At 48.8% G+C, this 15,745-nt stretch carries 14 protein-coding genes; 9 read left to right on the forward strand and 5 right to left on the reverse strand.

All coding sequences use genetic code 11. The features are described from left to right. Nucleotides 1–31 precede the first annotated feature (31 nt). Entirely contained in the window at nt 32–775 is a 744-nt protein-coding gene (locus NG796_RS03130) for a cyclase family protein (RefSeq protein ID WP_317619263.1), read from the reverse strand. Nucleotides 776–896: 121 nt separating this feature from the next. Between NG796_RS03130 and NG796_RS03135 the strand changes: the two genes are divergently transcribed. After that, a complete protein-coding gene (locus tag NG796_RS03135) occupies nt 897–1,298 on the forward strand; it encodes a hypothetical protein (protein WP_261204463.1) in 402 nt (133 codons plus the stop codon). A gap of 241 nt (nt 1,299–1,539) precedes the next feature. Here NG796_RS03135 and NG796_RS03140 read toward each other — a convergent pair whose 3' ends face one another. Beyond that, nucleotides 1,540–2,598, reverse strand: a complete 1,059-nt coding sequence (locus NG796_RS03140) for a DUF2157 domain-containing protein (protein WP_261204464.1) — start codon at nt 2,596–2,598, stop codon at nt 1,540–1,542. A gap of 263 nt (nt 2,599–2,861) precedes the next feature. Between NG796_RS03140 and NG796_RS03145 the strand changes: the two genes are divergently transcribed. Together NG796_RS03145 and NG796_RS03150 are read left to right on the forward strand one after the other, a co-directional pair. Then, nucleotides 2,862–3,776 carry an SH3 domain-containing protein gene (locus tag NG796_RS03145; RefSeq protein ID WP_261204465.1) on the forward strand — a complete coding sequence of 305 codons (915 nt, stop codon included), beginning with the start codon at nt 2,862–2,864 and terminating at the stop codon, nt 3,774–3,776. A 353-nt stretch (nt 3,777–4,129) separates the two neighbouring features. Continuing rightward, a complete protein-coding gene (locus NG796_RS03150; protein WP_261204466.1) occupies nt 4,130–4,783 on the forward strand; it encodes an SH3 domain-containing protein in 654 nt (217 codons plus the stop codon). Nucleotides 4,784–4,877: 94 nt separating this feature from the next. Here the strand turns inward: NG796_RS03150 and rtcA are convergent, their stop codons facing one another. Continuing rightward, nucleotides 4,878–5,900, reverse strand: a complete 1,023-nt coding sequence (gene rtcA / locus NG796_RS03155; RefSeq protein ID WP_261204467.1) for an RNA 3'-terminal phosphate cyclase — start codon at nt 5,898–5,900, stop codon at nt 4,878–4,880. Between the two features lie 69 nt (nt 5,901–5,969). Between rtcA and NG796_RS03160 the strand changes: the two genes are divergently transcribed. From NG796_RS03160 to NG796_RS03170, 3 genes are all read left to right on the forward strand, one after another. Continuing rightward, on the forward strand, nt 5,970–6,848 hold the full coding sequence (locus NG796_RS03160) for a Tab2/Atab2 family RNA-binding protein (protein ID WP_261204576.1): 879 nt from the start codon (nt 5,970–5,972) through the stop codon (nt 6,846–6,848). 137 nt (nt 6,849–6,985) lie between these two features. Further along, nucleotides 6,986–8,299, forward strand: a complete 1,314-nt coding sequence (locus NG796_RS03165; RefSeq protein ID WP_261204468.1) for a TldD/PmbA family protein — start codon at nt 6,986–6,988, stop codon at nt 8,297–8,299. A gap of 510 nt (nt 8,300–8,809) precedes the next feature. After that, the gene (locus NG796_RS03170; protein ID WP_317619264.1) at nt 8,810–11,431 is read left to right on the forward strand and encodes a chloride channel protein; all 2,622 of its coding nucleotides are present in this window, start codon (nt 8,810–8,812) and stop codon (nt 11,429–11,431) included. A gap of 187 nt (nt 11,432–11,618) precedes the next feature. Here NG796_RS03170 and NG796_RS03175 read toward each other — a convergent pair whose 3' ends face one another. After that, nucleotides 11,619–12,749 carry a cob(I)yrinic acid a,c-diamide adenosyltransferase gene (locus NG796_RS03175; protein WP_261204470.1) on the reverse strand — a complete coding sequence of 377 codons (1,131 nt, stop codon included), beginning with the start codon at nt 12,747–12,749 and terminating at the stop codon, nt 11,619–11,621. Nucleotides 12,750–12,787: 38 nt separating this feature from the next. Beyond that, entirely contained in the window at nt 12,788–13,075 is a 288-nt protein-coding gene (locus tag NG796_RS03180; RefSeq protein WP_261204471.1) for a hypothetical protein, read from the reverse strand. A 54-nt stretch (nt 13,076–13,129) separates the two neighbouring features. Here NG796_RS03180 and fraC point away from each other — a divergent pair, with 54 nt between their 5' ends. The 3 genes from fraC to NG796_RS03195 all read left to right on the forward strand — a co-directional run bounded on the left by fraC (nt 13,130) and on the right by NG796_RS03195 (nt 15,692). Next, entirely contained in the window at nt 13,130–13,657 is a 528-nt protein-coding gene (gene fraC / locus NG796_RS03185; protein ID WP_411268787.1) for a filament integrity protein FraC, read from the forward strand. Nucleotides 13,658–13,784: 127 nt separating this feature from the next. Continuing rightward, nucleotides 13,785–14,774, forward strand: coding sequence for a DUF5357 domain-containing protein (locus NG796_RS03190; RefSeq protein WP_261204473.1), 990 nt, complete (start codon nt 13,785–13,787; stop codon nt 14,772–14,774). 144 nt (nt 14,775–14,918) lie between these two features. After that, nucleotides 14,919–15,692: an ABC transporter permease gene (locus tag NG796_RS03195; protein ID WP_261204474.1), complete on the forward strand. Its 774-nt coding sequence runs from the start codon at nt 14,919–14,921 to the stop codon at nt 15,690–15,692. Nucleotides 15,693–15,745 lie beyond the last annotated feature (53 nt).

The raw sequence follows: 15,745 nt of genomic DNA on the forward strand, positions 1-15,745 counted from the left end.
ATCTCACGCCATCGGAGAACCCCAGCTCATTTCAAGGCAAAAATGCCAACACGGTTGCGGGAGAACCGGAACCCTGAACCAACTGCAACGGGGCGATCGCCAAGGTGGTGCCAATGGGCGGCAACTGGTCCAAGTTTGTGAGATTTTCCAAAACAATGCGCGGTTCTGCCAACACTTGTCGGTTGGTGGCAAAGGTTAAATCTTGTCCCCCATCGACCCCATGTGTATCAATCCCCACCCCGCCAATCTGACGGCGATCAAGCAAAAATCCGGTTGTTTCCGGTGCAAAACCGGGAAAGTGCTGCTGGTTGATAAAGGCTTCTGGGTCCGACCACTTGTGCTGCCAGCCCGTATATAATAAAACCACCGTTCCCGGAGAGATTTCCCCTTGTTCGGCTTCCCAGGCCAAGACATCAGCGCAAGTTAGAGTATAATCTGGATTCGCGGCGGCCCTCTCACCGATATTGATCACCACGGCTTTGACGATTAAGGACTCGGCAGTATAAGTCTCAATTCCTACTCCGTCGGGATAAAAACTATTGGGTGCATTCAGATGGGTCGCGCTATGTTCTCCCATTGCAAAGCGTCGTAAATAATAGCCATCGGTAGATAAGTTAGCGATCGCTTGGAACTCAACGGGAGGATCTCCGGGCCATTGGGGGATATTGGAGGCGATCGGGTGACTCAGGTGAATCACTTGGGAATAATTAATTATTTTAGGAGAAAATGGCAGGTTCATGGTGAGGAATAAGGAGGAAATATTTTCGCTAATCATAAACCCTCAGCAAAATTTTTTAGAGAGTAACCGGATGGAGGGTGAATGTTTTAGATAGAGTGACGAGCGATTGCGATCGCCAAAGTCAACGCGAACCATTCAATGGACTAAAAAGGAGTTTATGCAAATCTCGACTTGGGTTACGGAACAATATGCAGAAACCTACTTGCTGACTTGGTTGCTGAGTCAGTGGGAATTGTGGTGGTGCGAGGGAGAAGTTTACCAAGCCGCCGTTGTCACCGATGGCGATCGCCTCCAAGCCTTCGTCCAAAATAGCGAAGGGGACGAACTGATTAAACAAGTGGCTCAAAAATTGACAGAAAAAGCCAGTTGGGATAGAATAGCCACTTCCTTAAACCGCATTTTCCAAATTTATCGACAAGAATTAATGCACCTCCCAGTGCTTCGTTACCAACAAGAAGCAAAACTGGAAAAACCCTCAAAAAACGGTACAACTCCGGCCTTACTCCAACCAGAATTTATTAATCCCTACGCCGACAGTTTAACGGGATTAAATGATTAAGAAATCTGGATTTAACTCTGGGGCGATCGCCCGGGGAACCCTCCATTTTATTTCTCCTCTTTCATTCCCCGCTTCGGCTGCTCAAAAAATTCCCCAGAACTAATACAGACTGGGAAAACAAACCTTTATATTCGGAGGCTCATCCCAGCAAACCGCTCCTCCCGATATAGAGCTGCTGCGGCAGTTCTGTACCCCTTGCTCTCCCCAGAACAAGGGGAATTTTTATGATTTTAACGGCCTCTTATGAACGCTGACGCGGTAAAATATCGCGAATAGTCCTCGGCAAATTTCCCACTATCAATCGGGCGATCGCCGCCTCGTTCCGCTGATATTGAATCCCCGCATAAATCACTAAAAGACCTAACACCATTAAGGTTAAGGGAAATAACAAAGAACCCTGAAAAGTTCTATAGGATAAATCATATAATAAATATGAAATCCCCAGAGTTCCAAATACGATAAAAACCCGGCGATGTAACAAAACCGATAGCAAAATCAAGCCCAGATTAATTATCAAATAGATAAAAGGGTTCCAAGAGTAGCCAATTCCCATAAAGGTCATACTAAACCAAAACGACATCAAGCCAAATAAATATAGCCAAAAGGCATAATCTTCTTCAAGGTAGCTGGTTTTTACATCCACCCAATAGGCCACCATCAACGCAATCAATCCAAACCAGAAAAATACCCAATTTTCTTGGCTATACCACCAGTTTTCTCCCGTATAATAAAAAATAATTAAAGCCGTCACATGAATAGACAAAAATCCGAAAGCTAAGGTAATCGGGGTCATTAAAAATGGAAATTTTATAAATTTTAAGGTAATCAATGCCCCCAAAATAGTGGCTAATTCCATTATAATAAAAATAACTTTTTCATGAACAAAATAAGTAGAATAATCATCATAAAGATAGGGGAGAGGCCAGGATTCTACCTGACTTAGAAGGCCAAAAATAGCCAGGGGAGTCATGCACACTGCAATAGTAAATAGGAGTCCACCGGGTATTTTTAAATTTTGCTGAAACCAGAGGGTTTTACCCGCCAGGACAAACAAAAAAGCGTACAAGCAAGCTAAGAACACCAAGCCCTTGCCTCCAAATTCCTCCCAAGCTAAACTCATAAACCAACTCATTCCGGAAAGCACAATGAAGGCCCCAAAATAGTAAGCAACATTGGCAAAATTAAACTGAGGGCGGTTGCTGGTCCGCTTTTGGAGTGCATTCCAGAGAGATTCTGCTTGTTCTGCGGAGAGAATTCCTTCGGAGACTGCCCAATCGATGTCCTTTTTAACAATCTTCATAAAACCTGTCAAAGAAAGGGTAGATAGGTGGGTTATAACATAGAATTCTGGAGAGCCATCTGGAGCCGATTAGATGGCAAGATTGCCCTTGTCAAGGGGTGTAAAGTTCCGACACCCCCACCGATAATCGCAACGAGTGGAAACATTATCCGGCCAAAAGCGATCGCTTTAAAGTTGGGAAGTCAGCGCCAAAACAGGTCCCCATTTGTGGCGATCGCTCCCTAAAATTAAAATGAAGTTTCGCAAGGGAAAGAACGATAGTAATGAAACCGTTAAAAAATCGGACAATTCTAGGTGTAGGGTTGAGCCTCTGGGCGATCGCCTCCACGGGGTTCCACACCCCCGCCACCAACGCGCAATCCCCCTTACAACTAGCCCAGGCATCAGGCACCCTCTGTCGGCAAGTCACAGAACAACAGGGATTAGCGATTCGGTCCCAACCCAACCCCAACTCCCCGGCGATCGGTGGGGTCGATTTTAATGGCACCCTCACCCTTGCTAACGGTGCACGCCAGATTCCTGGTCCTGATGGACGAGTGTGGTTTGAAATCACGGCACCCGTGCCCGGGTACGTTTCCAACGGAGAACCGGGAAGTTCGGGCAATTTTGTCCCCTGTAACGGAATCGCCACCCCGTTCCCCAACCAAACCCCCTCTCCTAACCTCGGCACAACCTCCCTGTGTCGTCGAGTTGACTCCAATCTAGCCCCCCAAGGCATCAGTGTTCATGCCGATGCCAACCGATTTGCCACCAATCGCGGTGGATTAGCACCGGGAGCTCAAGTGTTACTCGCACCAAATGCTCAACTTCTGCCCGATCAAAATCGTGAACCCCGGACTTGGATTGAAATTTCATCCCCAATCGTCGGTTATATCCCGACGGAAAGCTTAATCTACTGCAATGGAGGGGTTTCTGTGAATCCCCTCAATCCGACTCCCGTAACCGCCAATCTCTGCCGTGAAGTAGAAGGTCGAGAGGCACCGGATGGATTGGTCATTCGCGCTGAACCCACCAGTTCCGCCGCCTATTTAGGTGTGGTCCCTCCGAGAGCTAGGGTTAGTCTGGTCCCCAATTATCAAATCCTCCGCGATCGCAATTCAGAAGCACGAGAGTGGGTACAAATTACGACACCCGTATCCGGGTTTGTGTCTACGGATAGTTTAATTATGTGTCGATAGGAGATTAGGGAGATGGGGGAGATGGGGAGGATGGGGAGGATGGGGAGGATGGGGAGGATGGGGAGGATGGGGGAGATGGGGAACTGGAGTGGGTTTTTTGGCTGTTTGTAGGAATGACTTAGGTCGTTTTAGGAGGTTCATAATACTGCAAAAAAGATTACCTAATTGCAATTAAAATAGGGAATAATTTGAGCCGTAATACCCTATAAAATTAAAGGCTTTTCCCTTTTGCCTACGCCTTCAATTTCCCTAGAGTAATTCTGGTATAATTTTGAAACCTTTCTCTTGAAAGTCAAAATTTACCGCTAAAATTAAAGCTAGAACCTGTTTGAATTGGAGACAAAACCCAACCCATGAAATTGTTAAATCTGTGGACAATCCCGATCGCGCTTCTGAGTGTCATGACGATCGCGCTTCCCCAGGCGATCGCCACTCCACTGGCACAGGCAGAAGCCCCGGATCTGTGCCGTCGCGTCATGGAACGTCGGGGTTTAGCGGTCCACCGGACCCCAGACCCCAGTCAAACCCAAATTGGGGGCGTAGACCCCAATGCCACCGTGACTTTAGCGGCTGATGCTGAACCGATAGTCGGTTCCGATGGTCGAATCTGGATTAAAATCACGGCACCTGTTGAAGGCTTTATTTCCAATGGTCCCCCGAATAGTGGGGGCAACCTCGCCTACTGTTCCGGAAGTGCCGGACCCAGACCCTCTGCAACCCCACCGACTTCTACCACCCCATCCCCGGTTGCTGAGACTCCAGAGATTCCCAATGGTCAGTTTTGCCGCCAAGTGAATGGATTGGTGACACCCCAGGGTCTGGCGATTCGTTCTGCTGTTTCCGGTCCTTCTCAGTATCTCGGAGGAGTTCCTGCTAATGGGCGCGTGCAATTGATTGAAGATTACGAATATATTCCCGATCCAGGGGGAATCCAACGCTCATGGGTGGAAATAGTAGCTCCCATTAAAGGGTTCGTTTCTGTGAATAGTTTGATTCGCTGTTTTTAAGTGATAATTCTCGCTTAAGTTTAATTTTAGGATATTTAATCAGGGTGCATTATTTCAGGAGATTGAGTTAAGGTCAACTAGCAGAAAACGTCAGCTATTGCGGAAAAACTGAAACCAGATTCTGGTCTGGATTAATGTCAATTTTGGCAAGACCAAATTGTTCGATGACTCCGGCATTAGTGGTTAAATGTAAAGAAATAGCTTGGGCATGATAGTGAGTTTCTGAACTGGCTAAAGCAGCGGGTAATAAGAGTTGGTCTGCGAGATAGACATCAACAGCAGCCCCGCTGTGATGAAAGTCCAACAAGGCATCACAGGCGCGATCGGCGACTTGATCCGAGGGCAGTCCCTGTTTCCCTAATGCGCTAAATCCAGCGATGCTATTGCGATAGTTCGCCGTTAAAAATAGGCCCGCACCGGGAGCGATTCCTTTTTCCCGGGTGGTTTGGACCTGAACTTTCATTTGGGCCTCGCGTAAGCGATTTTCGGCACGGTTGGCGATGCGTTGGGGGATGTGAGAAGGGAGTTCAGTGACGGCGGCTAATCCTCTCACCTGTTGGAATTTGCCCCGGTCCTGGAGATTCAGTCCGGATAGGGGCTGGCCCCCAGTTACCCGGAGTTGGATTTCACCCCCGCCTCGGGGATACCAGCCCCATTTGACTAAGGTGACTTCCGCAGAGACTCCCATGCGGGCGATCGCCGGTAAATAAACCTCCTGAATGTAGGGAAAACTGGGACTAAAGGCCACATGGGTCCCCCCGCAGAGGGTAATCCGCGATTCCCCAGGAGTTAGGGCTAAAGGGAGCAAAATCGTCTGTAAGACTAAACTGACAGCCCCAGCGGTGGTGACATCAAACCGATAGTGACCCGGTTGAGGGGGGGATTGGGGAATGAATTCTAAGTATTGGGACCCGAGGGAGTCCCCATAAACTTTGGCATTGCAGAGGGTCGCTGCGGCGCGGACCCCGGTGAGGTGTTGGGCGGCTAAACCGGGTTTAGTACGTCCTGCGCGAATGCGATCGAGGGTGAGGGGTGTTCCCGTGAGGGTGGCTAGACTCAGGGCAGTCCGGAGGACCTGACCCCCACCTTCTCCAAATGAGCCGTCAATATGAATCATAGATCAACTCCAGTTAATGATACGATCGCTCATAGAGATAGTAGGCTGGGAAAACGGCGCAAAATATCGATGAGCAAAACGTGGGAACTAGATTTTTACTCCAAACCGATTCTCGATGAGAATGGCAAAAAGCGCTGGGAAGTGCTCATCTGTGAGAGTCCGACCGATACCTGCTCCACGGAAGAGTTGTTGCGCTTTTCAAAATATTGTTCCAGTAGCGAAGTCAATTCGATGTGGTTAGGAGATGCCATCAACGAAGCGATCGCTATCGCTGGCAAACCGCCGACACAGATTCGCTTTTTCCGTCGCCAGATGAACAATATGATCACCAAAGCCTGCAAAGATTTGGGCATCACCTCCAAACCCTCCCGGCGGACCGTCGCGCTATACCGTTGGTTGCAGGAACGGATGGACACCATTTATCCCCTAGAACCGGGGTTTCAGGGGGCAGGGTTAACCCCTTCGGTGCAATTTGAAACCCCGAAACCGGAACGCCTTCCCGATGCGCTACAGGGCGATCGCTGGGCATTTGTCTCCTTAGAAGCCGGTAGTTTTGCAGAAATGCAGGAATGGGAGATTGATTTTGGAGAAGCCTTTCCCATTTTAGGGGAAAAAAGTTTAGTGCCCCAGATCAGCACAGACACGATTATTCCCGGGATGATTGTCTTCTCAAACAGGGCGAAAGCCTTAGCGGGATGGATGTCAGGACTAGAGTTAGGGTTTTTGAAGCCCGAACTGGAAGAACCCGGACAGGTGGTGTTAGAAACAGGTTTTAATGAGCGCTGGATTCTGGCGAATTTAACGGATAAAAGCACTCGCGCCGAAGCACAAGGATTTGCCGAAACCAAGGATAAAGCCCAAGGGGTGCATTTTTTAGCCATTCAGACGGATCCCAATTCCGAATCTTTTGCCGGATTTTGGCTATTACAGGAACTCAACTTAGCGTAAAGTTGTGAAGTGTGAAGTCTTGTCGCGTCGGCAACATCCAGTTCCGCTCTACAAGTGTGAACCGTTGGGGAAAGAAATTTCTGATTTTACCCTAGCTGTTTCACCCTTCACCCTTCATCCTTCATCCTTGAATTCTCATGGGGTCTGAACATTTGCAAGCAGAGGAACTGCCAGAACAGCTCTTAGATCTGGCAAAGCAAGCGGGGGTCGAGGCGGCGGAGGTGTTTCAGTCGCGATCGCACTCTCGGCCTGTTTATTTTGAGGCAAATCGTCTCAAACAACTCGAAAGTGCTCAATCGGAAGGTACAGCGCTGCGACTCTGGAAGAATGGACGTCCGGGTTTAGCGGTCGCTTATGGGCCCGTAGACCCGAAATCCTTGGTGGACCGGGCGATCGCCTTGAGTGATTTAAACCAACCGGAAACCATCGAAATGACGGAAAACCGTTCTGCATCCTACCCCGATTTAGGGGAAATGGTGCCGGTGGAACAGTTGCTGGACTGGGGAAAAGAGGCGATCGCCTTGGTTCGCGATGCCTACCCAGAAATTCTCTGCAATGGAGAATGGGATTGCGATAGCGAAACCACCCGCCTGCTTAACTCCAATGGTCTGGATTGTAGCTATAAAGACACGACTTTAAGTTGCTATCTCTCCGCCGACTGGATTCGCTCAGAAGATTTTCTGAGTGTCTCTGACGGCCAAACCCAACGGGGACGCCTGGAACCGAGGGGCGTAGCTCACCAAATCTTGCAACGGTTAGGCTGGAGCCAGGACAATGCTCCGGCGATCAGTGGTCGGGTGCCGATTTTATTTACGGCCAAAGCGGCGGATATGCTATGGGGAACCGTGCAAGAAGCCCTCAATGGGAAGCGAGTCTGGGAGCAATCCTCACCCTGGAGCGATCGCCTCGGGTCGGCGATCGTCTCTGAGTCTCTAACCATTTCTCAAGAACCGGAGGCGGGGCCTTATAGTTGTCCTTTTGATGATGAAGGAACCCCGACCCAACGGATCATTTTTATTCAAAATGGGGTGCTTCAGCAGTTCTACAGCGATCGCACGACTGGAGGATTACTGGGAATCGGCACCACTGGAAACGGATTTCGCCCCGGTTTGGGCAGTTATCCCACTCCGGGTCTATTTAACTGGCTAATCCAACCGGGTTCTAAGTCTTTAGCCGAACTGATTGCGGGATTAGATGAGGCGATCATCGTCGATCAAATGCTCGGGGGTGCAACGGGAATTTCTGGGGATTTTTCCATTAATGTAGACCTCGGTTTCCGGGTTAAAAACGGTCAGGTTATCGGGCGTGTCAAGGATACGATGGTAGCTGGAAATGTCTATACTGCTCTCAAGCAGGTCATCGACATCGGGGGGGATGCCGAATGGAATGGTGCTTGCTATACCCCTTCTCTCATTTTAGAGGGCCTCTCGGTTACAGGAAAAACCTATTAGATTTGATGATTTCCGACTGGGGGGACTCCCCCTTTCTCCCGATCTTTGCTCCCCCTGGATTGACTGGGGTTATAGAATCAGAAATTGACGCTCGATTTGGATGAGCCTACAATTTTTTTCCGAGTCTATTCCAGGTTTTTAGTTTTTTGGTTTTCCCGCAATATTAGGGTCAATTTCTGCTAACAAGGCATCCAGGTCGCAGGGTTTCAATCTACTTAAAATGAATAAGTCATAATCCACACCCTCACGGGTGGGGAGGAAAACAGACTAAGCCTGCCTAAGCAGGCTCAAAGAGAAAAGAAAAAAGCGACTTGAGACAACCCGATTGGGTATCAAGTCCGCATCTTTTCAAAACCTAAATTCAACAACGACTTGGGAATTGATAGGGATGCAAATTCCCCAACTTAAATACTCATAGCAAACAAGATCATGTGGCTCCAGTTCCTTTTCTCGCAGAGTTGGTTACTGGCAAGGCTTAGAGCTTTTTTCCTGAGACCAAAACGGCTTGCCATGTTTGAAGCCTGTTTAATTGGTTTGGTCTCTGGACTGGCGGCGGTTTTCCTCAAACAAGGGGTCGGATGGCTGGGGGGATGGCGGATTTATGCCTCGTTTAATCTGCCTTCTTGGATTGGGTTACCCCTGATTGGACTCATCGGCGGGGTGGTTGCTGGATTTCTTGTGGAACGTTGTGCCACGGAAGCGGCAGGAAGTGGCATTCCCCACGTTAAGGCGGCCCTGGCTGGGGTGCCTTTATCCCTGGATTTACGAGTGGCTGTGATTAAATTAGTCAGTACAGGGATTACGGTGGGGTCTGGTTTGACCTTGGGGCGGCAGGGTCCAACGGTGCAAATCGGTGCGGCGATCGCGGCTGAAATTGGCCGCTGGTTTCCCACCTCCCCGGATTACCGACGCCAACTGATTGCCGCTGGTGCAGCCGCTGGTTTAGCTGCTGGATTTAACGCCCCCCTCGCCGGTGTGCTGTTTGCCGTTGAAGAACTCCTGTGTGATATTTCGGCTTTCTCCCTCGGTCCCGCTATCCTCGCCTCCTTTATTGGGGCGGTTGTTTCCCGAATTTTAGGGGGAAAAAGTCTCGATTTGAATTTAAGTACAACGGGCTTGCAAGCCCAATTTACGGTCCCGGAAATCCCCTTCTACCTCCTTTTAGGAATTCTCTCCGGCTTGCTAGGGACTCTCTTCACCCAAGGCATTGTTGCGAGTATTAAATTTAACCGCAAGGTGATCCGAGTCCCCCTGCCTTGGCGCATGGGACTGGCGGGATTAATTTGCGGGGTGGCGATCGCCTTGTTACCCCCGTTGTTTCGCAATAATAGCGGCTTACGCGAGTTCCTGATCAGCGGGTCCCCCACTGCCGGGGCCTTGGCGATCGCCTTCCTGAGTCACTTTTGCCTGACCATTATTGCGGCTGGATCCGGTGCACCGGGCGGGTTATTCGCCCCTTCCCTGATTCTCGGTTCCGCTTTAGGCTATCTCGTGGGCATTTGGGAATTTTCGATCCTCGGTGCCGGATTACCGACTACTTACGCCCTAGCAGGCATGGGCGCTTTTTTCTGTGCTGTCTCTAAAGCGCCAATTACCGCTGTGGTGATGATTTTTGAGATTACTACGGACTTTAATTTAGTCCTCCCCTTGATGATTGGTTCTGTGGTGTCTTACCTCGTCGCGGAAATGGCTGAAAGCGGTTCTCTTTACGATAAGTTACTCAAACTCAATGGGATTGACCTCAAAGCCGAAGCCACCCCGAATGCCATTCTAAGTGAGATTCGCGCCGCCGATGTCATGCAACGTCGAGTAGAAACACTCAGCCGCGAAACCTCCATTGAGGAAGTGGTTCAAGCCTTCTCCCGCTCTCATCATCGCGGATTTCCAGTCCTAGATGGGGGAAAATTAGTGGGCATGGTAGCCCAGTCGGATTTGGCAAAAATCTCTAAGCTGAATTTACCCCCAGATACCCTCCTAGAAAAGATTATGACTCCCCAGGCGGTGAAAGTCTCCCCTCGGGATACCTTGATGGAAGTGCTCTTTCAACTCAACCGCTACAATCTGAGTCGGGTGCCGGTAACGGAAGGCAGAAAGCTGGTGGGGATTATTACGCGCACGGATATTATTCGGGCGGAAAGCGATCGCCTCACGGGAAAACAAGGATTTGGACCGCACCCCGAACCGTCCTATCTGGTCTATCAGACGCGATCGCCCGCCACAGGTCAAGGGCGCTTACTCGTCCCCCTAGCTAATCCAGAGACGGCCCCCGCATTGCTGCGCTTGGCCGTGGCGATCGCCCATCAGCGCAACTATGAACTCGAATGTCTGCAAACCATTGTCATTTCCCGTCACCAATCCCCCGATGAAACCGCCGTCACAACGATTCCCTCTCGGCGGTTATTGCGCCTTGCTGAACGCATGGGCCGGGATTGGAATGTCCCCGTGCATACTCAAGTTCGGGTGGCCCATGATGTCGCCCAGGCCATGCTGGAAACGATTGATGAGCGACATATCGACCTGGTGTTAATGGGATGGAAAGGCAGTACCGGCACTCCGGGGCGGATTTTTGGAAATGTGGCAGATACCATGATTCGTCAAGCCCCTTGTGATGCAATTTTGGTGAAAATGGGTAAAACCTCCTTTCCCCCCTCGCGACGGAGGACCGAAACCCAGCGTTCAGGCAAAATTTCCGTCTCGAAAACGGGACTAGAACGCACTCTGCCGACTCATCTATCGTTTCAACGGTGGCTGGTTCCCATTCGTGGTGGCCCGAGTGGGTTAGCAACGGTAAAATTACTGCCCGGATTGGTGTCGATGACCGCTAATCCGGAAATTCGTCTCTGTCAAGTGTTTGGGCCCGGAACTTATGGGGCCGATCAGGGGGTCCTTGACCAGGCTCTGGCCTTTCTGGAACGGCAAGTCCCCTGTCCGGTGATTTCAACCTCCCTTTGCGCTAACTCGGTTGAGGATGCGCTGATTGATTTGGCCCAAAAAGACCAATGTGATGTGATTGTCCTGGGGGCCAGTCGGGAAGGTTTACTGCACTCCGTGGTCAAGGGAAATATCCCCGAGGCGATCGCCCGCAATTGCGATTGTACGGTGATGCTGGTTCGCACCGCCACCGCAAGTTGATAATGGATAATGGATAATTGATAATTGATAATTGATATAGCGTTTCTTAAGCTAGTTAGGTACGCTACTCCGGTCAAAGTTCCCCTTGCCAAGGGGGATTCAGAGGGATCGTTCGGATTTGATTCGCTCGAAAACCGCTATAATTGATAATTATCAATTATCAATTATCAATTATCAATTATCAATTTTAGAAATCAACGCCGCGCTTGAGTTCTACCCCTTGGTTAGCATAATGTTTGTGACAGAAGACTTCTGAGTGAACACTGGCTAACTCAAAGTAGGCGGGAATATTTTGACACCGCCCGGTGATAATGATTTCCGTATCTTTGGGTTTGCGGAGTAAGGCATCGACAATGGGTTGAACTTCCAGCAGTTCTAGGTCAACGGTGGGATTGAGTTCATCCAAGACAATGGTTTTATAGAGTCCCGAGGCGATCGCCGATCGCGCAATTTCCCACCCCCGTTCTGCCTCTACATAGTCAATTTCTTTCTGCTGACCCCGCCAGACAATGGCATCGCCACCACAACGCTGATGATCCACCAGATTGGGGTAACTGTGACGCAACGCGGCGATCGCTGCATCTTCCGTATAGCCACTTCCCCCCTTCAACCACTGCACAATCAGCACCCGATGGGATTGGTCCTGACTGATTCCCTTCCCGATCGCCTGCAACGCTTTACCCAAAGCACTGGTAGACTTACCCTTGCCAGCCCCTGTATAAATTTCAATCCCATCGATGCCATTTTCCACCCCTCCGGCATGATAGTGGGACTTCATTTCCGAATGTAAATCCGCAATCTCCAATAAAGCAGGGGGTGCCGATCGCCCCGTGGCAATAATTTCCAGATGTTCCGGTTTTTGCTCAAGAGTACGAACCACCTCATCTGTAGAGAGTAAACCTAAATCCAGAACCGGATTAATTTCGTCCAAAACCACCACCGAATAGAGACCCGAGGCGATCGCGCCTTTTGCCACATCCCAACCCCGTTGCGCTTCCAGTCGGTCAAAGCGGGTAATTTCATCCGGTCCAAAAAATTCAGCCCTTCCCGTGCGAACCTGATCAATCAGATGTGGAAAACCCCGTTGCAAAGCCTCGATCGCCGCATCTTCTTCATAATGCCGCGCCGGACCCTTGAGAAACCGCAACAGCAGCACTCTGCTTTGCAGAGGAGTATTAATGCCCAAGCCAATCGAACGCAGCACGACTCCAAGGGCCGCCTGAGATTTCCCCTTTCCCGCACCATCATAAACATGAATCTGACCTACAATGCGCTCTTGGGAAACAGCCGTGCGAATGCCGATGCCAGTTCTTGTCATAGCTCCCAGTATTTTATGAATGCCTTCTCCTCTTATTATCAGAGTTCTCGTCCCCTTTTCCCTAATTCAAAGGAGATTGGGGGATGGGGGATGGGGGAGATGGGGAGATGGGGAGGATGGGGAGGATGGGGGAGATGGGGAGGATGGGGGAGATAGGGGAGAGACGGGAGATAGGGGAGAGACGGGAGATTGACTGACATCGTTATCCCCCCGTTCAACGTCACGCCTTCGATCGTTTCCTCCCCATCTCCCCCATCCTCCCCATCCTCCCCATCCTCCCCATCCTCCCCATCCTCCCCCTCCTCCCCATCTCCCCCATCCCCCATCCTCCCCATCTCCCAATCAGGTAGAATAGGCAAGATTAGGAGCCAATAGCCATTATGGTTTTTCCTCTGCCCACAATTTTGCTGCAAACCTTTTTTTTAACCATTTCAGTTGCCATTGAATCCTCTGTATTTTATTCACGTTGTCCAGTCAGCCGGAAAACTAGCGTTGAATATGCCCTAGCCATTAATTTAATTTCTGCTTGTGTGGGTTGGTTCTTCTTCTTTTATATCGAACCTTTTCTTTCCCCACCCCTCAAAATTCAACTGATTACCTACGTTTTTTTAAATCAATTAGGAGAGGGCGGGCTTTCTTTAGTTTTTTTGATTGGGTTTATCGTGTTTTGGGCTAACTTCGCTATTAAATTGATCAGCTTAAATTTATTTAACAAAGTCATTGACCCCACTTATCCGCTTAAGCCAGAATATGAAGCAGACTTAGAAAATGATTCGAGATATTCGACCAGAAAAATTAAAAAAGCTCCCGAACGAAGACAAGCAATGGCTGTTTTATGGGGTCATTGCTATAGTCATAGCGTAATTTTATTTGTTTTATGGATAAAAGATATTGAAAATCTAAATTGAGAAAATACCAGCGGTTTTATTCACTTTTATTCAATAAGTAGATCGGTAAAAAATCAGAAAAATAGGCATCAGTATTATATTTTTTTAGGGCTTCTTAGTCCTGTCTTTCACCTTTTACCTGGCTAAAATGCTCAAATACTGTATTGATAGATTGAGACCCCCCCGCCCCTTTTGTTGGGAAACCTTTATTTTATTAAGCGTATTTTCTTGGTTGCTTGCTGCTTTTTCCTCACTACTTGTTCCTCCGGCATGGAATGCCTATCATTTCACCCATACCGGGGGATTGATATTTTTTGTTTTGGGAACGGCTTGGTGGCAATGGGAACGACCTATAAAAATATTTGGCATCAAGATCGGTCCTTGGATTGTGGGATTATTACTCAGTCTTATTTTGTTTGATGATTTAGATGAAAATTGGCGTCATCAAGCGATGATTGTGACTTGGCCGCTACTGACTGGTTTGGTGCGGTCTATGCCTAAATTTTTTAGAGGACAACTCTTACCAAGCTGGCCTCCAATCTCAATTCGGAAAGAATTAACGGTGATGTTTTTATTTCATGCTTTAATAAGTTTATGGTTGCAATTTGGATTTTTGATGAATCACTGGATGATAAATTATCCAAGTTTATTAACAGAAGATTGGACCCGAAGTTCATTTGCGATCGCCCGGGGAATTGAAGTGCCGGAAATCCCCCACGGAAATATCCTGATTAATGAGATGGAAGCGTTCCTGCGAGAACAAATAGAAGGGCAACAGTGGCCGCGAGCAAATCAAGTGATTTCGGGATTGCTGGAAAACCGAATTAATATTGATGATGCGGTTAAGAAAAGGTTACCAGAAATTGAAGAAAACGCATGGTGGAAACTAGGGGGAACGGTGGTTCAGCGTCAAGGAGGATTTGGCATCACCTTATTGGCAATTTTTGACGGGGTGCCCTTAGTCTCAGAGGAATATTATCTGGAAAAAGCCTGCGAAATCTCGCGGACTTTTCGTCAACCGGGACCGACAAGCAGTCGCCCCCCGGTAGAAGCGTTAGATCGGGCTGAGGTGGAATGCGCACCCGCCAGCGATCGCAAATCCGGACCTATTCCCTCATTAGGGCAAGGCTTCGATTAAAATAGAACAACTGAGGCAATTCTCAGGGCTAGATTGACTGGGGAAAGTCTCTTGAGGTTTCTATTGCATTTTAGCCCCTATTCCTTTAAAATTTGCTCATAGCAAAATCGAGAAAAGTTGAAATTGAAGCGAGGAGGTGTCTTGGTGAACCCAGGCAGAACGTTGGCGATCGCAAACAATGTCTTTTGGGAAGTGATTCGCGCTCGCGTCCTCTATTTTATCATGGTGTTTGGGTTATTTTTTGTCGGGGCAATGCGCCTTATCCCAGAATATGCTGTTCTCACTGAGGACAAAATTCTTCTGGATTTGGGAATTGCGGCGATCGGTCTTTTGGGATTAATCGTTGCAGCATTTGTCGGGACTGCACCCATCCAAAATGAAATCGAAAATCGCACGGTTCTTGTGTTGCTGGCTAAACCCATTACTCGCGGTGAATTTATCGTGGGCAAACATCTCGGACTCTGCGGGGTACTGGCGGTCCTGATTACGGTGACGATGGCGTTATATTTAGGGTTGATGAGTTTATCTCAAGTAAACTATCCCCTGGTGAGTCTGCTTGTGGCAGCATTTTATCTATTTTTAGAACTGTCGTTACTCACGGCGGTGGCGATCGCCTTAAGTGTCTTTACCAGTTCCTTACTAGCGACCCTTTTAACGTTTGCCGTTTATGTCATGGGACACCTGAGTGAGGATATCGTTACCGCTGGTGAACTGAGTAAAAATTCGACGGTAGAAGCGATTACCCGAGGGTTATATTTAATCTTACCCGACTTATCCCGCTTAGACCTCAAAAATCAAGCGGTATATGGGATCCTGCCCGATGCTATGACCTTGATTTTCAATTTCATTTACGCCTTATTTTACATCGTGCTGCTGTTGGCGATCGCCAATTTAATCTTTTCCCGACGAGAATTTTAAATCTGTATCGTTCTCTCTAGGTCGGTCCAATAAAAGTTAGAAACCCGGTTTCT

The organism is Laspinema sp. D2d (assembly GCF_025370755.1).
Lineage (GTDB): Bacteria > Cyanobacteriota > Cyanobacteriia > Cyanobacteriales > Laspinemataceae > Laspinema.